This window comes from Streptomyces sp. NPDC058758 (assembly GCF_042746075.1).
In the GTDB taxonomy this organism is placed as follows: domain Bacteria; phylum Actinomycetota; class Actinomycetes; order Streptomycetales; family Streptomycetaceae; genus Streptomyces.
On sequence record NZ_JBHYPS010000031.1, the window covers coordinates 1 to 23,989 of the forward strand.

23 protein-coding genes and 1 pseudogene are annotated in these 23,989 nt (G+C 73.3%); 16 read left to right on the forward strand and 8 right to left on the reverse strand.

Annotation, left to right across the window (positions count from 1 at the left end; translation table 11 throughout):
- Positions 1-227 precede the first annotated feature (227 nt).
- From ACFW6A_RS28750 to ACFW6A_RS28760, 3 genes are all read right to left on the reverse strand, one after another.
- Positions 228-554 (reverse strand): hypothetical protein, encoded by a 327-nt coding sequence (locus ACFW6A_RS28750; RefSeq protein WP_386644072.1) that lies wholly within the window; start codon positions 552-554, stop codon positions 228-230.
- Between the two features lie 81 nt (positions 555-635).
- A complete protein-coding gene (locus tag ACFW6A_RS28755) occupies positions 636-1,535 on the reverse strand; it encodes a GNAT family N-acetyltransferase (RefSeq protein ID WP_386644075.1) in 900 nt (299 codons plus the stop codon).
- A 341-nt stretch (positions 1,536-1,876) separates the two neighbouring features.
- Positions 1,877-2,524, reverse strand: a complete 648-nt coding sequence (locus tag ACFW6A_RS28760) for a hypothetical protein (RefSeq protein ID WP_351846116.1) — start codon at positions 2,522-2,524, stop codon at positions 1,877-1,879.
- A gap of 172 nt (positions 2,525-2,696) precedes the next feature.
- Here ACFW6A_RS28760 and ACFW6A_RS28765 point away from each other — a divergent pair, with 172 nt between their 5' ends.
- The 3 genes and pseudogenes from ACFW6A_RS28765 to ACFW6A_RS28775 all read left to right on the forward strand — a co-directional run.
- Positions 2,697-3,461, forward strand: coding sequence for a transposase family protein (locus tag ACFW6A_RS28765; protein WP_386486704.1), 765 nt, complete (start codon positions 2,697-2,699; stop codon positions 3,459-3,461).
- Between the two features lie 26 nt (positions 3,462-3,487).
- Positions 3,488-3,922, forward strand: coding sequence for a DUF6228 family protein (locus tag ACFW6A_RS28770; RefSeq protein WP_386644078.1), 435 nt, complete (start codon positions 3,488-3,490; stop codon positions 3,920-3,922).
- Positions 3,919-4,065: pseudogene (locus tag ACFW6A_RS28775) on the forward strand (IS5/IS1182 family transposase); the annotation flags it as partial. The gene ACFW6A_RS28770 and the pseudogene ACFW6A_RS28775, both read left to right, overlap by 4 nt.
- Before the next feature lie 78 nt (positions 4,066-4,143).
- On the opposite strand, the gene ACFW6A_RS28780 reads toward ACFW6A_RS28775, so the two are convergent.
- The 4 genes from ACFW6A_RS28780 to ACFW6A_RS28795 all read right to left on the reverse strand — a co-directional run bounded on the left by ACFW6A_RS28780 (position 4,144) and on the right by ACFW6A_RS28795 (position 7,914).
- A complete protein-coding gene (locus ACFW6A_RS28780; protein ID WP_351846109.1) occupies positions 4,144-4,575 on the reverse strand; it encodes a VOC family protein in 432 nt (143 codons plus the stop codon).
- A 108-nt stretch (positions 4,576-4,683) separates the two neighbouring features.
- Positions 4,684-5,100 (reverse strand): hypothetical protein, encoded by a 417-nt coding sequence (locus ACFW6A_RS28785; protein WP_386644081.1) that lies wholly within the window; start codon positions 5,098-5,100, stop codon positions 4,684-4,686.
- 1,026 nt (positions 5,101-6,126) lie between these two features.
- Positions 6,127-7,356, reverse strand: a complete 1,230-nt coding sequence (locus ACFW6A_RS28790; protein ID WP_351846100.1) for a serine hydrolase domain-containing protein — start codon at positions 7,354-7,356, stop codon at positions 6,127-6,129.
- Between the two features lie 195 nt (positions 7,357-7,551).
- Positions 7,552-7,914, reverse strand: a complete 363-nt coding sequence (locus ACFW6A_RS28795; protein WP_351846098.1) for a hypothetical protein — start codon at positions 7,912-7,914, stop codon at positions 7,552-7,554.
- A gap of 401 nt (positions 7,915-8,315) precedes the next feature.
- On the opposite strand from ACFW6A_RS28795, the gene ACFW6A_RS28800 reads away from it, so the two are divergent.
- The 5 genes from ACFW6A_RS28800 to ACFW6A_RS28820 all read left to right on the forward strand — a co-directional run bounded on the left by ACFW6A_RS28800 (position 8,316) and on the right by ACFW6A_RS28820 (position 15,407).
- The gene (locus ACFW6A_RS28800; protein WP_351846096.1) at positions 8,316-9,152 is read left to right on the forward strand and encodes a DUF2785 domain-containing protein; all 837 of its coding nucleotides are present in this window, start codon (positions 8,316-8,318) and stop codon (positions 9,150-9,152) included.
- Positions 9,153-9,235: 83 nt separating this feature from the next.
- Complete coding sequence (locus tag ACFW6A_RS28805) at positions 9,236-9,778, forward strand: PadR family transcriptional regulator (RefSeq protein WP_351846094.1); 543 nt, start codon at positions 9,236-9,238, stop codon at positions 9,776-9,778.
- A 95-nt stretch (positions 9,779-9,873) separates the two neighbouring features.
- Entirely contained in the window at positions 9,874-11,598 is a 1,725-nt protein-coding gene (locus tag ACFW6A_RS28810; protein WP_351846091.1) for an acyl-CoA dehydrogenase family protein, read from the forward strand.
- A 69-nt stretch (positions 11,599-11,667) separates the two neighbouring features.
- On the forward strand, positions 11,668-13,344 hold the full coding sequence (locus ACFW6A_RS28815) for a serine/threonine-protein kinase (protein WP_351846089.1): 1,677 nt from the start codon (positions 11,668-11,670) through the stop codon (positions 13,342-13,344).
- Positions 13,345-13,373: 29 nt separating this feature from the next.
- Complete coding sequence (locus tag ACFW6A_RS28820; protein WP_386485285.1) at positions 13,374-15,407, forward strand: prolyl oligopeptidase family protein; 2,034 nt, start codon at positions 13,374-13,376, stop codon at positions 15,405-15,407.
- Positions 15,408-15,416: 9 nt separating this feature from the next.
- Here the strand turns inward: ACFW6A_RS28820 and ACFW6A_RS28825 are convergent, their stop codons facing one another.
- Entirely contained in the window at positions 15,417-16,400 is a 984-nt protein-coding gene (locus ACFW6A_RS28825; protein WP_386485287.1) for a LuxR family transcriptional regulator, read from the reverse strand.
- A 150-nt stretch (positions 16,401-16,550) separates the two neighbouring features.
- On the opposite strand from ACFW6A_RS28825, the gene ACFW6A_RS28830 reads away from it, so the two are divergent.
- From ACFW6A_RS28830 to ACFW6A_RS28865, 8 genes are all read left to right on the forward strand, one after another.
- Entirely contained in the window at positions 16,551-17,963 is a 1,413-nt protein-coding gene (locus ACFW6A_RS28830; RefSeq protein WP_351846080.1) for an aminopeptidase P family protein, read from the forward strand.
- Positions 17,964-18,057: 94 nt separating this feature from the next.
- Positions 18,058-18,975, forward strand: a complete 918-nt coding sequence (locus tag ACFW6A_RS28835; RefSeq protein WP_351846077.1) for a glutaminase — start codon at positions 18,058-18,060, stop codon at positions 18,973-18,975.
- Between the two features lie 107 nt (positions 18,976-19,082).
- Entirely contained in the window at positions 19,083-19,289 is a 207-nt protein-coding gene (locus tag ACFW6A_RS28840; protein WP_351846074.1) for a cold shock domain-containing protein, read from the forward strand.
- Between the two features lie 145 nt (positions 19,290-19,434).
- A complete protein-coding gene (locus ACFW6A_RS28845; protein WP_351846071.1) occupies positions 19,435-20,007 on the forward strand; it encodes a GNAT family N-acetyltransferase in 573 nt (190 codons plus the stop codon).
- A gap of 119 nt (positions 20,008-20,126) precedes the next feature.
- Positions 20,127-21,560, forward strand: coding sequence for a rifampin monooxygenase (gene rox, locus ACFW6A_RS28850; RefSeq protein ID WP_351846068.1), 1,434 nt, complete (start codon positions 20,127-20,129; stop codon positions 21,558-21,560).
- A gap of 240 nt (positions 21,561-21,800) precedes the next feature.
- Positions 21,801-22,208, forward strand: a complete 408-nt coding sequence (locus tag ACFW6A_RS28855; protein WP_351846067.1) for an STAS domain-containing protein — start codon at positions 21,801-21,803, stop codon at positions 22,206-22,208.
- A 22-nt stretch (positions 22,209-22,230) separates the two neighbouring features.
- On the forward strand, positions 22,231-22,779 hold the full coding sequence (locus tag ACFW6A_RS28860) for a helix-turn-helix transcriptional regulator (protein ID WP_386644090.1): 549 nt from the start codon (positions 22,231-22,233) through the stop codon (positions 22,777-22,779).
- Between the two features lie 101 nt (positions 22,780-22,880).
- Entirely contained in the window at positions 22,881-23,948 is a 1,068-nt protein-coding gene (locus ACFW6A_RS28865) for a DUF2306 domain-containing protein (RefSeq protein WP_386644093.1), read from the forward strand.
- Positions 23,949-23,989 lie beyond the last annotated feature (41 nt).

Sequence of the window (23,989 nt, forward strand, 5' to 3'; positions counted from 1 at the left end):
CAGGGGGGACCCTGTGGGAGAGTAGGACACCGCCGAACAATCATTGTGGGAAAGCCCCGCACCCTTGTGGTGCGGGGCTTTCCTGCGTTCCAGGGGCATTTTTATCGCCCCTCAATGCGAGAGCCGAGGCGGGGCCTGAATGCAGCGGCTCGTCGAGGTCACCCCGGACGCCGGCGAGGATGTCGACCTCGCTGGTGTGATCACGGCGCGTCTGTCCGTCGTATCGATCACCTGCCGGACACGGACTCCCCGAGTACCTCCGCACCGGCCTGCCGCGCCAGCCACTCCGCACGGGGCAGATCCCCGAACTTGGACAGGTGCACGAACACCGTGTGCTCATCGGCGGGAAGCTCCCCGTCAAGGTCGAGGCTGTTGAACACGACTTGGACCGCCTCGTACTTCGCGTACGCCTCGAGATCGAGCTCCGGCACGTCCGGCCAGCTGCCGTCCCAGTAGATCGAGGCGGGGCCACCGCCCAGGGCCTGAACGAAAAGATCCTCCACCTCGTCATCCACTGGGACCTCGACGTCCACCCGGAACGGCAACAACGTCACGAGCCCGTATGAATCCCTGGGCAACGTGTCCGCCCGGTACTCATGAGTCCACTGGTACGAGTCGAATTTACGGGCCAGCCCTTAGGAGGCTTGGCCCGTGGGGTGGAAGTTGATGCGTTCGCGGACGACGGGGAAGCCGGCCTTGGTGAAGTTCGCGGCCATGGGGAAGTTGGCCCGGTCCGTCGCTCCGGTGATGAACTCCGCGCCCTGCTCGGCGAGGAGGTGGGTGCACTCCGCGAGGAGGTCGTAGGCGTAGCCGTGACCGCGCTGTTCCGGGACGACGCCGATGAAGCCGATGGTCGGGCCGGAGGGGTTGTGGGCCGGGATGTGGATGCCGGCCAGGTCGCCTTCCGGCGTGTGCGCGATCTGCCACCACTCCCGTGGGGAGGGGCACCAGTGGAAGAAGTCGAGTTCCTCCTGGGCGGCCCGGTCGGGGCCGCCCTCCTCGATGGCCCTGAGCGCGTGGGCGTCCAGGGTGGCGGAGTGGATGCGGCGCAACGCGTCGAAGAACACGGCGTCGTCGGGTTCCGTACGGAAGCGCAGGCGCCCGGGCCGCTCGGGCAGGCCTCGTTCGGGGGTCCAGCGGTACAGGAAGCGTTCCACCGTGAGTTCGTAGCCCGCGGCTCGTGCGGCGGCGAAGCGTGCCTCGGCTCCGGCGCGCAGGCCGGTGTCCTCCCGCCAGCCGCTGGGCAGGTTGATCTCGAGTTCGACCTGCCAGGGAGCGGAGCGCAGGAGTTCGGCGCCGGCCTCCTCCTCGCCCTCGGCCACGTCGAACCAGTTGATGTTGACGGGCTCCGGGTCGTCGGGGCCGCCCCACCAGGCGCCGCGTGCGACGACTTCGCCGTCGCGCAGGGCGACGCGCTTCCAGTCGGGGCGGAACCGGGTGAGCCGATGGCCCTCGCGGGCGCCCAGGGGGTCGGGGAGTGCGTCGAAGAGATGGGCGTCGCTCGCGGAGAGCGCGCGGATGACCGGATCGGTCATGGAATCCTCCGGGATACAGGCTGTTCGGAGCGCTCCCGGTCAGAACTCGCGTGCCACGCCGGGACAGTGGAAGGGGGAGCGCTGGAAAAGTGTGAACCGCACGGCACTCGCCTCCTTCCGTTCGTCTCAGGGCGTGAAGCCGCACAGTACGTGATCTCCCATGGCCCCGTCCACGGATTTCGGTGCCCCTCGGACGTCCGGGCGCGCGGTGCAGGGGAGCGGTTGGTCATCGGCTCCCGCGCTTCTACTGAGCCTTTTCCAACCTCACGCTGACGTGTGATGAAGGACCAGCACGGCCTGGACGATCGCGGTGATGCGTTGGTGCTGCAGGCAAGAGGCCGTCAGTCAGGCGTATTGTGCCGGGCTGCGTACTCCTGGGCCCAGGCGACGAACTCGTCCGCAAGCGGGTAGTCGGTCTCCACCGCCTGGAGCAGGCGTTCCAGGGCTACCGGTGACACGCGGTCCACGTTGAGGAGGACGGCTGCCCAACCGGCCGGACGGTGATGTCGCAGGTGACCGGAACGCTGCCGCATCTCGGCGGCCAGGACATCACGGTCCAGGAATCGCCTCATGGCCGGAAACGTGAGCTCGCGCAGCACTTCGGCCAGCTGCTCGGCACACTCTTCCGGTTCGACGCCGGCTCCGTACGTCCACAAACCGTCCAGCGAGCTGTCCCCCGGGACATCGAAGGCCACACCCGCAGGTGGCTTCACTTCCCACCCGAGCATCCCGAAACCCGAACCGGGAAGGTGGTCCTTGGCCTGGTCCCAGTGCTGGCGCTGAGTCCAGGCACGTTCCGTCAGCGGAACGACGGACACCCGGACGAAGAAGCTCTGGAGCTTCGGATCCATCGGGTGTGCCTGCAATTCGAGCACCGCGCAGTCGCCGCGTTCCCCCAGCATCCGGAGCACGCCGCCCTCCGGGACAAGCCCGGCTTCCTTGGCGACGGGCACGACATAACGCCGGCGCCAAGCGCTCTGCGAGATCATCGCTCTCCTTCACTTCGGCCACCATGCCGCCAGTTCGAACATCTCCACGGTGACGCCCGCAGTGAGCCCCCTCCAAACTGCCTATGATGTACGGCAGTTGGACTGACAACGTGATGAAGCCCCTGGTAGATGGGCTTTCGGCCAAGAGAACCGGCTCTCCCAGAGGCTTCACGTGTTTGTCTACCCGTCGGGCGTCGACGTGTCCAGTTCGGCCCTCCGCTTCCTCACGCAGCACTTGCGGCGCCACCGCCGCGCGATCGGCTCCCGGTGGCGGCGCCTGAGCGCGGGCCGCCAGGCCCTGCTCACCCGCGCCCATCTGCGAATGGGGCACACCTATGCCCAGCTCGCGGCCGGGTTCGGCATCGGCACCACGACGGCCTACCGCTACGTCACCGAGGCCGTCGAGCTCCTGGCCGTTCTCGCCCCCAGCCTGGCCGAAGCAGTGCGGACCGCGCCGGCGAAGGCATATCTCCTCCTCGACGGCACGCTCTTGCCCCTCGACCGCATCGCCGCGGACCGGCCGTTCCACTCCGGCAGGCACAAGAAGCACGGGATGAATGTGCAGGTCCTCGCCGACCCCTTCGGCTGGCTGCTGTGGGCATCACCGGCCTTGCCCGGCGCCGTCCACGACGTCTGCGCGGCCCGCGAGCACGGCATCGTCGACGCCCTCGCCGATGCCGGCATCCGGTGCTGGGCCGATAAGGGATACCGAGGTGCCGGGGGCACGGTCCGCATCCCGTGCTGGGGACGGTGGGAGACCCTTTCTGCAGGCCAGCAAGCGGTGAACCGGGCCCACGCGAAGATCCGGGCCCTGGCCGAGAAGGCCGTCGCCACCCTCAAGCCCTGGCGGCTTCTCCGCAAACTGCGGTGCTCGACCACCCGGATCACCAGCCTCGTCCAGGCCGTCCTCGCTCTGCATCTGACCAGCTCAAGGTGAGGATGGAAAAGGCTCACTCTGCTCGCATGATCGAAGACGGACCAGTGGTGCGCGTGGGAGAACCCGGACCGCGAGCGGTCCACCTGCTCTTCTCCCAGCCGACAAAGCCGTTCGGGGACGACCTCGTGCTCGACTTCCTCGTGAAAGCCCGCGGGCAGTGGGTGAGCGTCGAGACTCTGGTGCGAACGTGGGACGGCGACGGCCTCGACGCCTTTCTCTCCTCGCTGGCCGAGGACTTCCGTGGATGGGAGGGAGCGCGCGCCTGGCGGTCTCTGGAACACGACCTGACGGTTTCGGCGGAGCACCGCCCGGGCGGGTACGTCCACCTGACGTGGGGGATCCACGACCGGCCGCCGTCCGAGGAGTGGCACTTCGAGACCACCACCGTGCACGCGGCCGGCGAGGAGATGCGAAACCTCGCCGCCGCGGTGCACGCGTTCCTCACGAGCGCGTCGGAATGACCATCGTGGGCGGCGGCTGTCCGGGCACCGGGCTGATCACGCCGCCCCGCCGGCGCGAGGGTGAGGAACCGCCCGACGGGAAGCGGGCCCGCGGCAAGAGCCGCAGGCGGGGCCGGGCCCGCGTCGAGCACGTCTTCGCCCGGCCTGCGCAGCCTCGTTCCGCACAGCCTCGCTCTGCACGGGGGCTCCCGCCGCCCCTCCCGCGCGGTCCCGGAGGAGGGTCAGGCGAGGCAGAACTCGTTGCCCTCGATGTCCTGCATCGTGATGCACGATTCGTTGACGCCGTCGGCGCGCTGCGTCAGCACGTGCTTCCCGCCGAGTGCCACCAGCCGTGCGCATTCGGCCTCGAGCGTGGCAAGGCGCTCCTCGCCCACCAGCCCGGCGCCGGCCCGCACGTCGAGGTGCACCCGGTTCTTGACGACCTTGCCTTCGGGAACCCGCTGGAAGAGCAGGCGCGAGCCCACACCCGAGGGATCGGTGCACGCGAAGTAGATCTCGTCCTCGGGCGGCAGCGTGCGGTGGTACTCCTCCCACGTGGCGAAGCCCTCCGGGACCGGCGGCACGACGTACCCCAGCACCTCGCACCAGAAGGCGGCGAGGCGCGCGGGCTCCGCGCAGTCGAAGGTCACTTGGAACTGTTTGATCGTTGGCATCGGCGCACGATAACAGGACCCCGCACATCTCCCCAGGTCGGGAGGTGTGTGCGCAGTGGCCGGCCGGCCGCTCTGGTACGGCCGAAGCCCCTTCACCGGGCGTCGCCCCTAGGGCAGTGGCAGACCGCCGAGGCCGGTTCGTCCAACGCCGCGCGGGGAGAATGTCAGCGGGCCCATCCAGCCCTGGCGGACGAGGGCGATCTGGGAGGGCAGCGGTGTCACCGGGTCGAGTGCCCTCCCGCGGGCCCAGTTCTCGAACAGCCCCTCGGTCGTCTCGACCGCGGACACCACCATGGTCACCTTCAGGCCCCCGTCGCTCCAGGTGTTCCACAGCGCCCAGCCCTCGGGCCTGGGTTCGACGCCGATCCGCGCGCACACCTCCTCGTACGTCTCCTCCACCCCCGCCGGCATGACGCCGGGCTTCAGCACCGAGGCCCCGACGAGGCGGACCAGGGGACGGTCCTCGTCCAGGCAGCCGTCACCCTCGAAGTGGTAGTGGCGCAGGGCCCGAGCGAGCGCGTTCACGCTGCGCTGGAGCCGGGTCGCCCCTTCCGGGTCCGCGTGGAGCTAGAGCCATCCCTCGGCGGACGCCTCCACGCGGACGAGGTGGGCGAGACGCTCGATCTCCCGGAGGTGGTCCAGGTCGCTGAGCTCGGGTGCGGTCATGGCCCGAAGTCTCGCACCGTACGGCCGACGCCGGCACGAGGCATCGATCCGGCACGCGGCCCCGGCCCTCCGGCGGCAGCCCCCGTGGCCCCATCATGCTCGAGGCGCGGCGGGGGCCGGTGCGACGAGATCATGAGGAGCGGGGCGTGGGAAAGCCATTGAGGAGTGTCTCCGGGGTCCGCTGGGGAGAACTGCGCGACGCGACCGGGGCCGCGGCCGACGGTATCCCCCTCTGCTGTCCCGCATCGCGTACGGGGACGGGGAGACGGCCCGTATCGCCGTCGAGGACCTGGGCGACGCCGTCTGCGCGCTGGGGTTCGTCGTCGGTGAGGCGACGGCTCCCACGGTTCCGTTCCTCCTCGAACTGGTCGGGGCACGGCATGTGGCCTGCAAGGCCGAACTGCTGGAGCTGCTGGGAAACATCTGCCGGACCGACCAGTGGCACTCCGCCGCCGCGGCGACCCGGGGCCGCGAGAACGACGCGCGCCACCGACGGCAGACCGGCTGGGAGGCGGCATCGAGGGCGGCCGTGCACGCGGGCCGGCCGGTCATCGCGGGTGTCGCCTCCTCCGTACGGCCGGAGGAGGCGACACCCGCTCGGACGTACGGCCGGAGGAAGCGGCACCCGCTCGGAAGTTGTTGCAGGTGATGGACGACACCCCGCCGTTCCCGGAGCCGTGAGGGGCTCGTGCGGGAAAGCCCCGGCAGGGGGAGCTCCTTCTCCGACGCCGGGGACGACAGCCGTGCCGCCCGGAACCGTCGGCTGACGGTCCGGGGCTGCCCCGAGGCCGGGGTGCCGTGTTCGTCGTCGGCGCGGCCTCGATCGTCGACCGGGGAGGGCCGGCTCGATGGCGCCGGAGGGGGCGTGCGCGGCGGTTGCGGGGGTCAGTCGTCGAGGGCCTGGTAGAGGGTGGTCCAGAAGTCGTGGAAGAGGTGGGCGGGGGCCGGGACGGAGGTGCCGGTCTGGGTGAGGAGGATGCCGGTGAGGCCGTTCACCGGGTCCGCGTACGTCGAGGTGCCGCTGCCGCCGTCCCAGCCGAACTGGCCGACGGGGGCGTAGTCGCCGCGGTAGGTGCGGACGGCCATGCCGAAGCCCCAGCCGCCGTGCTGGCCCTGGCCGAAGGAGACGTGGACGTTGTCGGTGGCCAGTTTGTGGCGGGCGGCCTGCTGTTCGGGGGTGAGGCGGTTGGTGGTCATCAGCTCCACGGCGGGGCGGGAGAGGATGCGCTCGGTGCCGTGCAGGCCGCCGGCGAGCAGCATGCGGAAGTAGGCGTGGTAGTCGTCGGCGGTGGAGTTCAGGCCGCCGCCACCGCCCTGGAAGGCGGGAGGCGTGCTGTGCCGGCCGCCCTCGGCCTCGTCCCAGACGTGGAACTCGCCGGTCGCCGGGTCGGGGGCGTACAGCGGGGGGAGCCGGTGGATCCGGTCGGCGGGGACGTGGAAGCCGGTGTCCTTCATGCCCAGCGGCTCGAAGAGGCGCTCGCGCAGGAAGGTCTCGAAGGACTGGCCGGAGACGCGGGCGACGAGGACGCCGAGCAGGTCGCTGCTGATGTGGTACTGCCAGCGCTCGCCCGGCTGGTGCATCAGCGGCAGCGCGCCGAGGCGGCGCATCCACTCGTCGGGCTCGGGCATCGGCACGGGCAGGTTGGGCGTGAGCCCCTGCTCGAAGATCGCGTTCATGATCGGCGTGCCCAGGGAGGTCAGGTCCATGCCGAGGCCGAACGTCGAGGTCAGCACGTCCCTGACGGTGATCGGCCGGCGGGCCGGCACGGTCTCGTCCAGGGGGCCGTCGACGCGCTTCAGCACCTGCCGGTCGGCGAGTTCGGGAAGCCAGGGGTCCACCGGGTCGTCCAGGCGGAGCCGGCACTCGTCGACGAGGATCATCGCCGCCGCCACCGTGACGGGCTTCGACGTCGACGCCATCCGGAAGATGGTGTCCCGCCCCATGGGCGTGCCGCCGTCGTGGCGCATCGTCCCGAGCGCCTCGACGTGTGTCGCGTCGCCCCGTCCGATCAGGGCGACGACTCCCGGGATCCTGCCCGATTCGACGTGGCGCGCGAGGACGTCGCGCACCCGTCGCAGCCCCGCCTCGGAAAAGCCGTCCTTGTCCGTACCCATGGTGATCTCCCCGTCCGTGGATGTCGGTGAACCGTCGAACGCCCGCGACGCTACATTGCGTTTCCGTATACGGCAACGCAATGGGATGCCAATGGTCGCGTCAGTGCTGGTCAGTGAGGGGAGATCATTGCAATGGGGTCGGCCCTGAATGCAATGCCGCTTCGCATGGCGGTCGGAGCGCGCGTCCGTGGGGTCTCACTCGGGGAGGCGTTCGGCCGGGCCCTGCCGGATCGGGCGGCCCTCGAAGACGACCGGGGCCGGATGCGCGGTGCCCTCCAGGCGGTCCGCCGACCGCGTCGGGTACGCGCCCAGGGAGTCGGCGGTGCCGGAGGTGGTGCCGATCTCGTCGAAGAAGCGGCCGACCGTGCCGTACGTGTCCCCGCGCGGGTCGCGGTCGACGGCGACCCCGTCGGCCGCGACCCCGTCGGCGGTGACCTCGTACGAGCCGAACCGCACGCAGCCGTGCGGCCGGTAGCCGTCGTCCCCTTCCCCCTCCTCTTCCTCGTCCTCCTCGCGCAGGTCCTCCGCGATCGACCGCGGGAAGCGGGTCGGCTCCACGATGTCCCGGAGGCCAAGGAGCCGGTCGTGGTGGTCGAAGCGGAGGGCCTCCGGCCCCGGGCGGGTGCCGTCGTGGCGGCGCGGCGACGCCCTCGGGTCCGGCGGGAAGGCGACGCCGGCTCCCGCTCCGCCGCGCGGACGTCCTCGTCCGGCGCGGGCGGCGCGAGCGTGGCGGAGGCGCGGGGCGCGTGGGCCAGGAGCCGGCGGTCGACGCGGTCCCGCGCGGCGTCCACCAGGTGTGCCGTCATGCGGCAGGGCGTATGCGGCGCCACGGACCTCGGTGTCGGCGCTCGGGCTCCGGCGGCCGTGGCTCTGCCGCCGGCCGACGCGAGGCGGGGCGGTGCCGACCCGTCGTCCGATAACCGGTTGACCGTGCCCGGGTGCGACCCGAGGGTGGGGCCGTGACGACGAACGACCGAACGCCGCCGATCGACGCGGCCCGCTGGCACCGGCTGTACACCGACGGCTGCCCCGCCCCCGCCGCGGCCGAACTCCCCGCGCTCGTGGGCGAACTCGCCGAGGCGCTGCGGCACCCCGACCCCGACATCCGCGACGGCGCGCCGTACGTCGTGCTGCGGACCTGGATCGAACGGGACGTCGTCGACCGGCCGTCGAGGGCCGGGCTCGGCGCGGTGATGGCCGCGCGCTTCGACGATCCCGAGATCCAGGCCCGCGCCTTCGCCCCGCTCGTCCTCGACATGATCGTCGGCCGGGGCGACTTCGACCCGGCCTGGCTCGCCGCCTTCCGCCGCTGGTACCCGGCCGAGACGGACCTGCGCGACCACGACCCCCGCCTCGGCTGGCTGCACGCCGTTGCGCACGGCGCCGACCTGCTGGGCGCCTTCGGGTCCCACCCGGACGTCGATCCGAACGGGATGCTCGGGCTCGCGGCGGAGCGGCTCCTGGCCCCCACCGGCCAGGTCTTCGCGCAGCAGGAGGACGACCGGCTCGCCCAGGGCATCGCCCGCACCCTGAACCGGCCCGAGCTGACCCGGGCCGAGGCCCTGCGCTGGCTGGAGCCGGTCGAGGCCGCGTTCGCCGCGGGACGGCCGCCCGGCGTCCCCACCACCGCCGCGCACGTCTCCAACGCCATGCGCACCCTGCGGACGCTGTACGTCCTCGCCGACGTCGGCGTACGGCCCCGGTCCGGCGCCCCCGACCCCGTACGGCCCCCGCACGCCGAGCCGCTGAAGCGGCGGCTGGCGGACGTGCTCGCCCTGGTCTTCCAGACCGCCTGAGCGCGGGCGTCGGAGCCGTGAGGCGCGTCTCATCGAGGGGTGATCGCCTTGCTATGCAACCAGTTGCATAGCAGGATCGGGGCATGGCGCTCGAACACGCGATCCTCGTGTCCCTGCTGGAGCGGCCCGGGTCCGGATACGAACTGGCCCGGCGCTTCGAGCGGTCCATCGGGTACTTCTGGACCGCCACCCACCAGCAGATCTACCGCGTGCTCAAGCGCATGGAGAACGACGGCTGGGTCGCCTCCCGGGAGGTGCCCCAGCACGGGCGGCCGGACAAGAAGGAGTACTCCGTCGCCGACCTCGGGCACGCGGCGCTCAGCTCCTGGCTGCACGAGCCGATCGAGCCCGAGAGCGTCCGGCACGACCTCGCCGTGAAGATCAGGGGAGCCGCCTTCGACGACCCCGCCGGCCTCGTCCGCGAGGTCGAACGGCACCGGCGGGCGCACGGCGACCGCCTCGCCCACTACCTCGCCGGCGAGGAGCGGGACTTCCCGCCCGCGCCCGACGGGCCCCCGGACGCCGAGCGCGAACTCCAGCACGTCGTGCTGCGCGGCGGCATCGCGTACGAACGCATGATGATCGCCTGGCTCGACGACGTCCTCGCCACCCTGCGCAGGTTCTGAGCCCCTCGCGCAGGTCCCGGATCCCTGCGCGGGGCCTGAACCTCCGCGACAAGCCCCACCCACATCCTCACCCTCACCCCCAAGGCGGTTACCCCATGGCCGACGCCCTGCTGTTCAACCCCCGCACCTACGACCCCGCGCACTTCGACCCCGAGACCCGCAGGCTGCTGCGCGCCACCGTCGACTGGTTCGAGGAGCGCGGCAAGCGGCGGATCATCGAGGACTACCGCACCCGCGCCTGGCTCGGCGACTTCCTCGCCTTCGCCGCGAAGGAAGGGCTCTTCGCCACCTTCCTCACCCCCGCGACCGAGGCCGGCGAGGGGCAGGGCGACAAGCGCTGGGACACCGCCCGCATCGCCGCCCTCAACGAGATCCTCGGCTTCTACGGGCTCGACTACTGGTACGCCTGGCAGGTCACCATCCTCGGCCTCGGCCCGGTCTGGCAGAGCGACAACGCCGCCGCCCGCGCCCGCGCCGCCGAACTCCTGGACCAGGGCGAGGTGTTCGCCTTCGGCCTCTCCGAGAAGGCGCACGGCGCCGACATCTACTCCACCGACATGCTGCTCACCCCCGACGGCGAGGGCGGCTTCCGCGCCACCGGCTCCAAGTACTACATCGGCAACGGCAACGCCGCCGGCCTGGTCTCCGTCTTCGGCCGCCGCACCGACGTCGAGGGCCCCGACGGCTACGTCTTCTTCGCCGCCGACAGCCGCCACCCGGCCTACCACCTGGTCAAGAACGTCGTCGACTCCTCGAAGTTCGTCAGCGAGTTCCGCCTGGAGGACTACCCCGTCACCGCCGCCGACGTCCTGCACACCGGCCGCGCCGCCTTCGACGCCGCCCTCAACACCGTCAACGTCGGCAAGTTCAACCTCTGCACCGCCTCCATCGGCATCTGCGAGCACGCGATGTACGAGGCCGTCACCCACGCGCAGAACCGGATCCTCTACGGCCGTCCCGTCACGGCCTTCCCGCACGTGCGCCGCGAACTCACCGACGCCTACGTCCGGCTGGCCGGCATGAAGCTCTTCAGCGACCGCGCCGTCGACTACTTCCGCACCGCCGGGCCCGACGACCGCCGCTACCTCCTCTTCAACCCCATGACGAAGATGAAGGTGACCACCGAGGGCGAGAAGGTCATCGACCTCATGTGGGACGTCATCGCCGCCAAGGGCTTCGAGAAGGACAACTACTTCGCCCAGGCGGCCGTCGAGATCCGCGGCCTGCCCAAGCTGGAGGGCACGGTCCACGTCAACCTCGCCCTGATCCTCAAGTTCCTCCGCAACCACCTCCTGGACCCGGTCGACCACCCGGCCGTCCCCACCCGCCTCGACGCCGCCGACGACGCCTTCCTCTTCCGCCAGGGCCCCGCCCGCGGCCTCGGCTCCGTCCGCTTCCACGACTGGCGCCCGGCCTTCGACGCGTACGACCGGCTGCCGAACGTCGCCCGCTTCCGCGAACAGGCCGACGCGCTCTGCGACTTCGTCCGCACCGCCGCCCCCGACGAGGCCCAGAGCCGCGACCTCGACCTGCTCCTCGCCGTCGGCCAGCTCTTCGCGCTCGTCGTCCACGCCCAGCTCGTCCTGGAGCAGGCCGCCCTCACCGGGCTCGACGAGGACGTCCTCGACGAGCTCTTCGCCGTCCTCGTCCGGGACTTCTCCGGCTACGCGGTCGAGCTCCACGGCAAGGACTCCGCCACCGGCGCGCAGCAGGACTGGGCGCTCGGCGCGGTCCGCCGCCCCGTCGTCGACGAGGCCCGCACCGCCCGGGTCTGGGCCCGCGTCGAGGCCCTCTCCGGCGCGTACGAGATGAAGGCCTGACCCCGCCGGTCCGGGCGGCCCGCCCGCCCGGACCCCGGCTGTCACCGGCGACCCCTACGATGATCGCTCATGAGCACGAATGACGACGACGGCAGACCCCTCGTCGACGGACGGTTCCGGCTGGTCTCCCGGCTCGGCAGCGGCGGCATGGGCACCGTGTGGCGGGCCCGCGACATCGCCCTCGACCGGGACGTCGCCCTCAAGGAGGTCCGCCCGCCCGACCCCGCCGTCGAGGAGGCGAACCCCGGCCTCACCGCCCAGATGCGGGAGCGGGCCGTCCGCGAGGCCCGTGCGCTCGCCCGGCTGACCCACCCGCACGTCGTGACGGTCCACCACATCGTGGAGCCCGCCGACGGTTCGGCCCCGTGGATCGTCATGGAGCTGGTCGAGGGGAGTTCGGTCGCCGACCGACTCGCCGCCGGGCCGATGCCCGTCCCCGAGGCGATCGCCCTCGGCCGGCAGGTCCTCGGCGCCCTGCGCGCCGCCCACGCGGCCGGCATCCAGCACCGCGACGTCAAGCCCGCCAACGTCCTGCTGCGCGCCGAAGGCGGCGCCGTCCTCACCGACTTCGGCATCGCCGTCTTCGACGAGGCCACCTCCCGGCTCACCGCCTCCGGCGACCTCATCGGCTCCGCCGAGTTCATCGCCCCCGAGCGGGTGCGCGGCGAGGAGGGCAACCCGGCCTCCGACCTGTGGTCCCTCGGCATGCTCCTGTACGTGGCGACCGAGGGCCACCACCCGCTGCGCCGCGCCACCAGCCTCGCCACCGTCGTCGCCGTCCTCGACGACCCGATCCCGGCGCCGGTCCGCTCCGGCGCCCTCGGGCCCGTCCTCCTCCGGCTCCTCGTCCGCGACCCGGCCCTGCGCCCGGACGGCGCGGAGCTCGACCGGCTCCTCGCCGAGGCCGAGGCGGCCGCCGCCGTCCCCGCCGACGCCGTCCCCGCCGGTTTCGGTCCGCCGACGCCGCCCCCGTACGGCTCCGTCCCGCCGTACCCCCACCCCGCCCACCAGGTGCCCGGTCCGCCGGCCGTCGCGGCGGGACGGACCCCCGACCGGCGCCGCCGGATCGCCACGGTGGCCGGCGCCCTCGTCGTCTCCGCCGGACTCCTCGCGCTCGCCCTCCAGCAGCTCCTGCCCCTCGGCGGCGACGGCGGGACCCCGGACGCGAAGGGCACCACCACCGCCCCCCGGACCCCCGGAAGCGGCACCGGGAACACCACGGGGGACACCTCCGGGGGCACCTCAGGCGCCCCTTCCCCGGCCGGACCGTCCAAGGAGTCCGCCGCCCCCGGCTCCCTCCTCGCCCCCGCCGGGATCCGCACCGCCGTCGCCGCCTTCGCGGAGGCCACCGGCACCCCCACCGTGAAGGCGATCTACGTCTACGACGACTACGCCATCGCCGAGATCCCCACGAAGGAGGGCGCCAGGACCTACGACCGCTACCAGTACCGGGACGGCGAGGTCACCCGCCAGGGCATCGGCGGCACCATCAGCTCCTCCCAGCCCGACCAGCAGCCGTTCGACCCCACCCGCATGCCCTGGGACGACCTGCCCGCCCTGGCGAAGCGCGCCGACCGCGAGCTCAAGGTCGAGGAGCCCTTCAACCGGTACATGATCGTCAACCGCTGGTCCTTCAACGAGAACCGCCCCACCCTCCTCGTCTACCGCACCAACGACTACTCGGCCACCGGCTACCTCGCCGTCGACCAGAGCGGGAAGGTGGTCCACAAACTGGTCGCCGACTGACCCCCGCCGGCCGCCCGGCCCGGGGGACAATGGCCCGCGTGAACCATGACGACCCGTACCTGTGGCTGGAAGACGTCGACGGCGAGGAGGCCCTCGCCTGGGTGGCCGAGCGGAACGCCGAGACGGAGGCCGAGCTGGCCTCCGGGCCCGGCTTCGACGCCTTCGCGGAGCGCCTGCGCGAGGTGCTCGACGCCGTCGACCGCATCCCGTACACCACCCGCCGAGGCCCGTACCTCTACAACTTCTGGCAGGACGCCGAGCACGTACGGGGCCTGTGGCGGCGCACCACCCTGGAGCAGTACCGCAAGGACGCCCCGGAGTGGGAGACGCTGCTCGACGTGGACGCGCTCGCCGAGGCCGAGGGCGAGAAGTGGGTGTGGGCCGGTGCCCGGGTCCGGCGGCCCGACCACGAGCGGGCGCTGGTGAGCCTCTCCCGCGACGGCGGCGACGCCGTCGTGGTCCGGGAGTTCGACCTGGCCTCCGGCTCCTTCGTCGCGGACGGCTTCACCGTGCCCGAGGCCAAGACCAGCATCGGCTGGGTCGACGCGGACACCGTCTTCGTCGGCACCGACCACGGCCCCGGCTCGCTCACCGACGCCGGCTACCCGCGCACGGTCCGCCGCTGGCGGCGCGGCACCCCCCTCGCCGAGGCCGTCACCGTCTTCGAGGGCGAGTCCTCCGACGTCTCCGCCTGGGCCTGGCACGACGCCACCCCCGGCTTCGAGCGCGACTTCGTCGGCCGCTCCCTCGACTTCTTCCGCAGCGAGACCCACCTCCTCACCGCCGACGACCGCCTGGTGCGGATCGAGGTCCCGGAGGACGCCGAGGTCTACGCCCACCGCGGGCACCTGGTCGTCACCCTCAAGTCGTCCTGGCTCGGCCACCCCGCGGGATCGCTCCTCGCCTTCGGCTTCGACGCCTTCCTGGCCGGCGACCGCACCGCAGAGGCCCTCTTCACCCCCGACGAGCGGACCGCGCTCGCCGGGCACTCCTGGACCCGGCACCACCTGATCCTGGAGACCATGCGGGACGTCAGCACCCGCATCGAGGTGCTGACCCCGGGCGAGGAGGGCGGCTGGTCGCGCGCCCCGCTCGCCGACGTGCCCCCGCTGTCGGCGGTCGGCGTCACCGACACCGACCCGGACGTCTCCGACGAGTACTTCCTCGACGTCTCCGGCTTCCTCCAGCCGTCCACGCTCACCCGCGGCACCATCGGCGGCGACAGCGAGATCCTGCGCCAGGCGCCCGCCCGCTTCGACGTCACCGGGCTCGCCGTCGAGCAGGCCTTCGCCACCTCCGACGACGGCACCCGCGTCCCGTACTTCGTGATCGGCCCCGACCGGTCCGGCGACCGCGCGGCGGGCCCCGGCCCCACCCTGCTCTACGGCTACGGCGGCTTCGAGGTCTCCCTCACCCCGTCGTACGCGGCGCTCACCGGCCGCGGCTGGCTGGAGGGCGGCGGCACCTACGTCATCGCCAACATCCGCGGCGGCGGCGAGTACGGGCCCGCCTGGCACCAGGCCGCGCTCGGCGCCCACCGGCACCGGGCCTTCGAGGACTTCGCCGCCGTCGCCCGCGACCTCGTCGCCCGCGGCATCACCACCCCGGACCGGCTCGGCGCCGCCGGCGGCAGCAACGGCGGCCTCCTCATGGGCGCCATGCTCACCCGCTACCCCGAGCTGTTCGGCGCCATCGTCTGCCAGGTGCCGCTGCTCGACATGGTCCGCTTCCACAAGCTGCTCGCCGGCGCCTCCTGGATCGCCGAGTACGGCGACCCCGACGACGAGGCCGACCTGCCGCACCTGCGGGAGCTCTCGCCGTACCACCGGCTCACCGCCGACGCCCCCTACCCGCCCGTGCTGCTCACCACCTCCACCCGCGACGACCGGGTCCACCCCGGGCACGCGCGCAAGGCGGCGGCGCGGCTGCGCGAGCTGGGCCACCCGGTGCTCCTCCACGAGAACACCGGCGGCGGCCACGCGGGCGCCACCGACAACGCGCAGGCCGCCCGCAACAAGGCCCTCATGTACACCTTCCTGCGCAAGCACCTGGCCGGGGAGTGACGGGCGGGCTCAGAGCCAGCCGTGCCGCTGCGCCTGGAGCGCCAGCTGGAAGCGGTTCGTCGCGCCCAGCCGGGCCATCAGGATCTGGATCCGGCGGAAGAGGGTGCGGCGGCTGACGCCGATCTCCCGGGCGATCACCTCGTCCGCCGCGCCGCCGGCCAGCAGCCACAGCAGCCGCCGGTCGGCCGGCGCGAGCCCGCCCGGGAGCGCGGTGCGGCCGTGGAAGGGCAGCGCGTCCCGCCAGGACTGCTCGAAGAGCGCCACCAGCGCCGAGAGCAGTCCGCACGGCTGCACCACCAGCATCGTGGTGAAGACGTCGGCCTCCCGGATCGACAGCGAGACCAGCGCGTACGCGTCGTCGATGATCACCAGCTTCACCGGCACGGACGGCAGCACCCGGGCCTGCTCGCCCGCCGCGATCACCGGCTCGATCGACCCCTCCAGGTGCCCCGGCTGCTCCAGCGAGGCCCGGGAGTAGATCACCCGCTGGGTCACCCCCCGGGCGAGGGTGGCCAGGGCGTCGTCGGTCGAGCCGGGAATCGGGAAGTACGGCGGCGAGTCCAGCTGCCGGATCTGCTGCCGGGCGCTCGCCCACGCCTGCCGCATGCGCGGCCCGATCGCCTCCCCGGTCACCACCTCCACCAGGTCGTCGTTGTACGCGGCCAGCCGCTGCCGCCGGAAGGACTCGAAGGCGCCGCCCACCGTGATCCGCGACTCGTCCAGCTCCGCCGCCCGGTGCCGGCCCAGGATCTCCAGGCCCGCCGCCGGCGGCACCGGCGCCACCGTGTCGCCGCCGTCGAGCACCGGGCTCGCGAGCCCCGCGTCGACCAGCTCGCCGTACGCCTCCGCCAGCGCCGGCCCGTCGAGGCCGGCCGCCGCGCCGATCGCCGGCAGCGGCGCGGGAGCCCGCTCCAGGAGCGCGTGGTAGACCCGCGCCGCCGTCTCGCCGAGACCCAGGAGGCGCAGCGCCTCGCCCAGTTTCGCGTTCGCCATGGGCCCATTCTCCGGCCCCGCGCGCCCGCCCGGTGTCCGATCCGTGCCACTGGCACTCCCCGGCCCCACGGTGTCCCGGCGCGGGCTACGGTCCGTGAGCCGCCGACGACCGGCGGTTTCCCTCAGGCACTCTCGACGAAGGAGCACGACGTGGCGAAGGGTCGCAAGAACGGCCTGTACGGCGGCATCTCCGAGGAACTGTCCGCGCTGATGCGGACCGGCTGGGCCGACACCGAGCGGCACGACCTGGAGCAGGCCGAGCAGGCGCCGTACGCCGCCGCGCGCCGCGCCGCGCTCTCCGCGCGGTTCCCCGGCGAGCGCCTGGTGATCCCCTCCGGCAACCTCAAGGTGCGGTCGAACGACGACACCTACCCCTTCCGTCCGCACTCCGCCTACGTCCACATGACCGGCGACCAGGCCCGCGACTGCGCCCTCGTCCTGGAGCCGCGCGAGGACGGCGGCCACGACGCGTACGGCTACGTCCTGCCCCGGGACGGCCGTGACGACGACACCTTCTGGATCGGCTACACCGCCGAGCTGTGGATGGGCCGCCGGCTCTCCCTCGCCGAGGCCGAGCGCGTCCTCGGACTGGCCTGCCGCGACGTCCGCGGGCTCCCCGCGCACCTGGCCGCCGGCGCCGGCGTGCCCACCCGCATCCTCCGCGGCGTCGACGCCGCCCTGGAGGCGGCCGTCACCACCGACGAGGAGCGGGACACCGAGCTGGAGGACGCCCTCAGCGAGCTGCGCCTGGTCAAGGACGCCTGGGAGATCGGCGAGCTGCGCAAGGCCGTCGACTCCACCGTCCGCGGCTTCACCGACGCCATCGGCGACCTCTCCACGGCCGTGGCCACCTCCGAGCGGTGGATCGAGGGCACCTTCTTCCGCCGCGCCCGCCTGGAGGGCAACTCGGTCGGCTACGGCTCCATCTGCGCCGCCGGCGAGCACGCCACGATCATGCACTGGACCTCCAACGACGGCCCGGTCCGCCCCGGCGAGCTGCTGCTCTTCGACGCCGGCGTGGAGACGCACTCCCTCTACACCGCCGACGTCACCCGCACCCTCCCCATCAGCGGCACCTTCACCCCCGTCCAGCGGCAGGTGTACGACGCCGTGTACGAGGCGCAGCAGGCCGGCTTCGAGGCCGTGAAGCCCGGCGCCCCCTACCGCGCCTTCCACGAGGCGGCCCAGCGGCACCTGGCCGCGAGGCTGGTGGAGTGGGGCTTCATCGAGGGGCCGGTGGACCGCGCGTACGAGCTGGGCCTCCAGCGGCGCTTCACCATGGCGGGAACCGGTCACATGCTCGGTCTCGACGTGCACGACTGCGCCTCCGCGCGCAACGAGGAGTACGTCGACGGCGTCCTGGTGCCGGGCATGGTCCTGACCGTCGAGCCGGGCCTCTACTTCCAGCCCGACGACCTGACCGTGCCCGCGGAGTGGCGCGGCATCGGCGTCCGCATCGAGGACGACCTGCTGGTCACGGAGGAGGGCCACGAGAACCTGTCGGCCGGGCTGCCGCGCACCTCCGCCGAGGTGGAGGAGTGGATGGCCCGCGTCGCGGGCTGAGGGCCGGGGGCGCGGGCCCGGGTGTGCGGCCGGGCCCGCGCCCCGCACGGGGGGCCGGCCGACGGGAGCGGCCGTCCGGCTGCATGATGTGATCATGATGCAGTCGTTCCTTCCCGTTCTCGAACGCGTCGCCGAGGAGATCGAGGGCCTGGCCGGCCGGGGCCGCCCGGCCGACTACATCCCGGCGCTCGCGGCGGCCGACCCGCGCCGGTTCGGGATGGCCGTCGCGGAGGTCGACGGCAGCGTGTACGGGGTGGGGGAGTGGCAGCAGCCCTTCTCCACCCAGTCCGTCACCAAGGTCTTCACCCTGGCGCTCGCCCTCGCGAAGGAGGGCGACGAGCTGTGGGGGCACGTGGGCCGCGAGCCGTCCGGCAACCCGTTCAACTCGCTGGTGCAGCTGGAGTACGAGCAGGGCGTCCCGCGCAACCCGTTCATCAACGCGGGCGCCCTCGTCGTCACCGACCGGCTCCACCGGCTCACCGGCGACGCCTCCGGGAGCCTGCGGGACTTCCTGCGCGCCGAGAGCGGCAACGACGACCTCGACTTCGACCGGGACGTGGCCGCCTCCGAGACCGAGCACGGCGACCGCAACGCAGCCCTCGCCCACTTCATGGCCTCGTACGGCAACATCACCACCCCCGTGCCCACCCTGCTGCGCGAGTACTTCCGGCAGTGCTCGATCGAGGCGTCCTGCGCCGACCTCGCCGTCGCCACCGGCTTCCTGGCCCGGCACGGCATCCGCGCCGACGGCACCCGGCTGCTGACCCGCAGCCAGGCCAAGCAGATCAACGCCGTCATGCTCACCTGCGGCACCTACGACGCCGCCGGCGACTTCGCCTACCGCGTCGGACTGCCCGGGAAGAGCGGCGTCGGCGGCGCGATCATCGCCGTCGTCCCCGGCCGCTGCACCCTGTGCGTGTGGAGCCCCGGCCTCGACGAGCGGGGCAACTCGGTCGCCGGCGTCGCCGCCCTCGACCGCTTCACCACCATCACCGGCCTCTCCGTCTTCTGATCCGTCTTCTGATCCGCCGCCGGTCCCGCCCCCGGCTGGCAGAGCCGGTCCGCACGGGGTACACCTCCGGTGGGGCGCCGTGAGCGCCCGGAGCGAGGGAGGTCGCCGTGGACAACCGCACCACCGGGTTCGTGCAGTCCTTCAACCGCCGCGCCGGCTACGGGTTCGTGCTGCCCGTCGGATCCGAGGAACCCGTCTTCTTCCGGGCGGAGGACGTCGAGGGCGGCGTCCGCTCGCTCTCCGAGGGACAGCAGATCACTTTCACCCTGGTCCTCGGCGAGGGCCGCTTCGAGGCGCGCGAACTGCGCACCTGACCCCCGCCGCGCCTCCCCCGTACGGACCAGCCGGCGTCCGGGAGGCGCCCGGCCGCTCCGGCCCGGCGCCCCCGGGCCCGCGGAGAGTCCACGGGACCGCGCCGTACGGCCTGCCGGGGCGCGGCGTCCGTGCCAGGGTGGGGGCATGAGCATCGACGTGCGCCCAGCCTCCGTCTACGCGGACGTCCGGGCGGTGATCGGCCCCAAGTCGCCCACCGCCACCGTGTGTTTCTGCCTGAGTCACCGGATCCCGTCGAAGCTCGACAACGAGCTGCGCGGCCCGGCCCGGGGGGAGTACGTGGCCGGCCTGTGCGACCGGGAGCCCCCGCCGGGCGTCCTCGCCTACGACGGCGACGTGCCCGCCGGCTGGGCGGCGGTGGCGCCGCGCGCGGAGACCGCCTTCGCCCGCAGCCGGAAGATCCCGCACGTCGACGACCTGCCGGTCTGGTCGCTCTGGTGCGTACGGGTCCGCCCGGGGCACCGGAAGCGGGGCGTCAGCCACGCCCTGATCGAGGGCGCCGTCGCGTTCGCCCGCGCGCACGGGGCGCCGGCGGTGGAGGCGTACCCGCTCGACAACGGCGACGCGCGCGTGGACCTGACGATGGCGTACGCGGGGCTGCGGAAGAACTTCGAACGGGCCGGATTCGTGAAGGCCGCGGACACCGCCTCGGTGCTCGCCGGCCACCCCCGGGTCCTCATGCGGCTCGACCTGCGCTGAGGCGTGACCCGGCGGTCCCTCTCCCTCTTCAACGTATAGCGCACGGGGGGCCTTGCGGCAAGGCCCCCCGGGTGCCCCACAATCGGCGGCTGAACAGCGCAAACAGATGGGGGAGCACCATGTTCGATGCCGATGTCCTCGTGATCGGCGGCGGGCCGACCGGGCTCGTGCTCGCGTCCGAGCTGAGGCTGTGGGGCCTGCGGCCACTGATCCTGGAGAAGGCCGCCGAGCCGAGCGGCCACAGCCGCGCGCTCGGGCTCCACGTCCGCAGCATCGAGGTGATGGACCAGCGCGGCCTCCTCGACCGCTTCCTCGCCCGCGGGCAGCAGTACCGCGTCGGCGGCTTCTTCGCCGGGCTCGGCACCGTCTGGCCCGAGGGCCTGGACACCGCCCACTCGTACGTCCTCGGCATCCCGCAGAACGTCACCGAGGAACTGCTGGAGGAGCACGCCCGCGAACGGGGCGTGGAGATCCGGCGCGGCCGGGAGCTCGTCGGGCTCGTCCAGGACGACGAGGGCGTGACGGCCGAGCTCGCCGACGGCACCCGGCTGCGGGCCCGCCGGCTGGTCGGCTGCGACGGCGGCCGCAGCACCGTGCGCGCCCTGACCGGGATCGGCTTTCCCGGGCTGCCCGCGCGGCACGAGACGCTGATCGCGGAGGTGCGGATCGGGGTCCCGTGGGAGGAGGTCGTCCCGGTGGTCGCCGAGGTCCGCAAGACGCAGACGCGGTACGGCGTGATGCCGCTCGGCGACGGGCTCTTCCGGGTCGTCGTGCCCGCCGCCGGGCTCTCCGGCGACCGGTCCGCGCCGACCCTCGACGAGCTGAGGGAGCGTCTGACGGCCGTCGGGGGCACCGACTTCGGGGTGCACGAGCCGCGCTGGCTGTCCCGCTTCGGCGACGGCACCCGGCAGGCCGAGCGGTACCGCGAGGGCCGGGTGCTGCTGGCGGGCGACGCCGCCCACATCCACCCGCCGACCGGCGGCCAGGGCCTCAACCTCGGCGTGCAGGACGCCTTCAACCTCGGCTGGAAGCTGGCCGGAGAGGTGCTCGGCTGGGCGCCGGACGGCCTGCTCGACACGTACCACTCCGAGCGCCACCCGGTCGCCGCCGCCGTGCTCGACAACACCCGCGCGCAGATGGAGCTGATGTCCGGGGAGCCGGGGGCGCGGGCGGTGCGCCGGCTGTTCGCGGAGCTGATGGACTTCGAGGAGGTCAACCGCTTCCTGATCGGGAAGCTCACGGCGATCGACCTCCGTTACGACTGCGGCGGGGGTCACGAACTCGTCGGCCGGCGCCTGAAGGACGTGCCGCTGAAGGAGGGCCGGCTGTACGAGGCGGCCCGCACCGGGCGCGGACTCCTCCTGGACCGCACCGGGGCGCTCGCGGTGACGGGCTGGGAGGACCGCGTGGAGCGCGTCACCGGCGCCGGTGACGAACCGGACGTGCCGGCGGCGCTGCTGCGGCCCGACGGGCACGTGGTCTGGGTCGGCGACGACCCGGCGGGGCTCCGGGAGGGCCTGGAGCGGTGGTTCGGGGCGCCGGCCGCCTCCTGACGCGGCGCGCCGGGGCGGGGCGGGGCGGGTGGTGGGAGGGTGCGGGCGCGGGGCCGACGGGAGGGCGCGTACGCCGGGGGCCCGTGCGACCGTCGCGGGGTGGTGCTCGTACGCCTGACCGGCAAACTCCTGGACGCCCCTTCACCGGATGGGGTGACTGAGGCCGAGGCGAAACGTCCCTCCCGCCCGTCCTGCGGCCAGGCTCTTCGTGACACTTGGACCCACCCTGTGGAGCGTCCGATGCAGTTGATCCCCCGTCACGACCCCCACCTCACCGTCCGGACGGCCGACGCCCTGACCGTCGCCGTCCTCCGCGGCGAACTGGACCTCGTCCTCGTCCGCCACCTGCGGCCCGAACTCGACGCCCTCGTCCGGGAGGCGGACGCCCTGGCCGTCGACATCCGCGCGCTCGGCTTCTGCGACGCCACCGGCCTCGGGCTGCTCGCGCACTGCGCCCGCAGCGCGCGCGGGCGCGGGGTGCACTTCCAGCTCGTCTGCGACCAGCGGTGGATCCTCCGCCTGATCCGGCTCACCGGCCTCGACGACCTGCTGCGCCCCGAGCCCGTCCTGCGCCCGCTGCCCTCTCCCGCGGTGCCCGCGCCCCCGCCCTCCTCCGGCCCCCGGGCCCGGGCGGAGCACCCCGTCTGAGGCCCCGCGATACGGTCGCCGCATGTCTGAAGTCCGGCTGACCACGTCCTCCTTCCTCGTCCTCGGCATCATCGACAAGCTCGGCGAGGCCAGTCCGTACGACGTCAAGGTCGAGGCCGCGCGGACGGTCGCCCCCTTCTGGTCCGTGCCGCACGCGCAGGTCTACGCCCAGTGCGACCGCCTGCTGGCGGCCGGCCTGCTCTCGGAGGCGCGCCAGGAGGGCGGCCGGAACCGGCGCCTGATGCGGCTCACCGCCGAGGGGTCGGCGGCGCTGCGCGGCTGGCTGGCCGACCCCGCCTTCGTCCCGGTCGAGGCCCGTGAGCGGGGCATCCTGAAGCTGTGGTTCGGGGCGAGCCCGGGCGTCCACGCCCCGGTCCAGGTCGCGGAGCACCGGCGCACCCTGGAGGAGTACGAGGGGCTGGCCGGGGAGGTCGGCGAGCTGCTGACCCGCGGCCAGCGCGAGGCCCTGGAGTTCGGCATCCGGTACGAGCGGATGATGGTCGACTTCTGGCGCTGGGTCGGCGGCCGCGAGCCGGGGGAGGGCGGGGCCCCCACCGCCGAACAGGAATGACCCTCGGTAACACCGCTTTGTTACCGACCGGTTGACCCCGGCCGCGGGCGGCCCTACCTTCCTCCATGGTCCAGAGTGGACTATGGCGGAGGGGGAGTCGCATGGGGCGCACGACCGGAACCGGACGCGGAAGGGTGGCCGTCCTCGCGCTGACGGCGGTCTGCCTCGCGTACGCACCGATCGCGTTCACCGAACTGTGGCCCTACGCCAGGCCCGGCGCGCCCGCCCTCGGCGAGTGGCTCCTCGGCCGCACCGTCTCGCCCGGTTTCGTCGCCGAGGCCGTCCGCGACCGCACGGGGCCGTACGGGCGCAGCCTCGTCCCGCTCGTCGTCCACTCGGTCCTCGGCGGCCTGCTGATGCTCCTGGGCCCCGTCCAGCTGCTCACCGCCGTCCGCCGCCGCGTCCGCCTCCACCGGGCCCTCGGGGTCGTGTTCGCCGCGACCGTGTACGCGTCGATGGCCGGCGCGGCCGTCTACCTGGTCCGCACGCCCCCGGAGCGGGCGTTCAGCGGGGCGGCCTTCTGGGTCGTGCTCGCCGTCATCCTCGTGGGCACCGTCGGCAGCCTCACCCTCGGCGTCCTCGCCGCGTACCGGGGCTTCCCCGACCTCCACCAGCGCTGGCTGCTGCTCTGCTACGGCTTCCTGATGACCGCCCCGCTGCTCCGGCTCGAATGGGGCTTCCTGCCCGCGCTCTATCCGGGCCTGTCCCTCCAGGACGTCAACCGGGTCGCGATCATGCACCTGGGCGCGCTGGTCTCCTTCGGCGCGCTGCTCGCCTCCCGCGCCCTCGACCGGCGCACCTCCGTGCCCGGCCTCACCGGCACCTGGGCGCCGAGGGCCGCCGGCTGCTCCTCGCCCACACGGTGCCGTACGCCGTCACGTACGCCGTCCTCGCCGCCCGGGCCGCCGGCGCGCGCCGCGCGGGCAACGGCTGGGCCCGCGAGGAGTGGCGCCTGCACCTCGCCGCGCTGCTCCTCGCCCCCGCCTTCTCGGCGGTCATGGTGCCGGTCCTGGAACGGGCCATGGGCCTGGACCGGGGGACGGCCCTCGTGGCCGCCGCCGGCATCGGCTGCGGGATGCTCGCCTACGCCGCCGTCACCGTCGTCAGCCTCCGCGTCCTCGCCGGTCGCGAACTCCTGCGCCGCCGGGCGCCGGCGCCACCGCCCGTAGCGCCGGTCCCCGCCCCCACCGGCGCCGCCACGGGGGAGGAG

Coding starts and splice junctions, on each gene's coding strand:
- ACFW6A_RS28755 (WP_386644075.1), bottom strand. CDS start 1,535: ATGACCGATCCGGTCATCCGCGCGCTCTCCGCGAGCGACGCCCATCTC.
- ACFW6A_RS28760 (WP_351846116.1), bottom strand. CDS start 2,524: ATGATCTCGCAGAGCGCTTGGCGCCGGCGTTATGTCGTGCCCGTCGCC.
- ACFW6A_RS28770 (WP_386644078.1), top strand. CDS start 3,488: ATGATCGAAGACGGACCAGTGGTGCGCGTGGGAGAACCCGGACCGCGA.
- ACFW6A_RS28780 (WP_351846109.1), bottom strand. CDS start 4,575: ATGCCAACGATCAAACAGTTCCAAGTGACCTTCGACTGCGCGGAGCCC.
- ACFW6A_RS28790 (WP_351846100.1), bottom strand. CDS start 7,356: ATGGGTACGGACAAGGACGGCTTTTCCGAGGCGGGGCTGCGACGGGTG.
- ACFW6A_RS28805 (WP_351846094.1), top strand. CDS start 9,236: ATGGCGCTCGAACACGCGATCCTCGTGTCCCTGCTGGAGCGGCCCGGG.
- ACFW6A_RS28810 (WP_351846091.1), top strand. CDS start 9,874: ATGGCCGACGCCCTGCTGTTCAACCCCCGCACCTACGACCCCGCGCAC.
- ACFW6A_RS28815 (WP_351846089.1), top strand. CDS start 11,668: ATGAGCACGAATGACGACGACGGCAGACCCCTCGTCGACGGACGGTTC.
- ACFW6A_RS28820 (WP_386485285.1), top strand. CDS start 13,374: ATGGCCCGCGTGAACCATGACGACCCGTACCTGTGGCTGGAAGACGTC.
- ACFW6A_RS28825 (WP_386485287.1), bottom strand. CDS start 16,400: ATGGCGAACGCGAAACTGGGCGAGGCGCTGCGCCTCCTGGGTCTCGGC.
- ACFW6A_RS28835 (WP_351846077.1), top strand. CDS start 18,058: ATGATGCAGTCGTTCCTTCCCGTTCTCGAACGCGTCGCCGAGGAGATC.
- ACFW6A_RS28845 (WP_351846071.1), top strand. CDS start 19,435: ATGAGCATCGACGTGCGCCCAGCCTCCGTCTACGCGGACGTCCGGGCG.
- rox (WP_351846068.1), top strand. CDS start 20,127: ATGTTCGATGCCGATGTCCTCGTGATCGGCGGCGGGCCGACCGGGCTC.
- ACFW6A_RS28855 (WP_351846067.1), top strand. CDS start 21,801: ATGCAGTTGATCCCCCGTCACGACCCCCACCTCACCGTCCGGACGGCC.
- ACFW6A_RS28860 (WP_386644090.1), top strand. CDS start 22,231: ATGTCTGAAGTCCGGCTGACCACGTCCTCCTTCCTCGTCCTCGGCATC.
- ACFW6A_RS28865 (WP_386644093.1), top strand. CDS start 22,881: ATGGGGCGCACGACCGGAACCGGACGCGGAAGGGTGGCCGTCCTCGCG.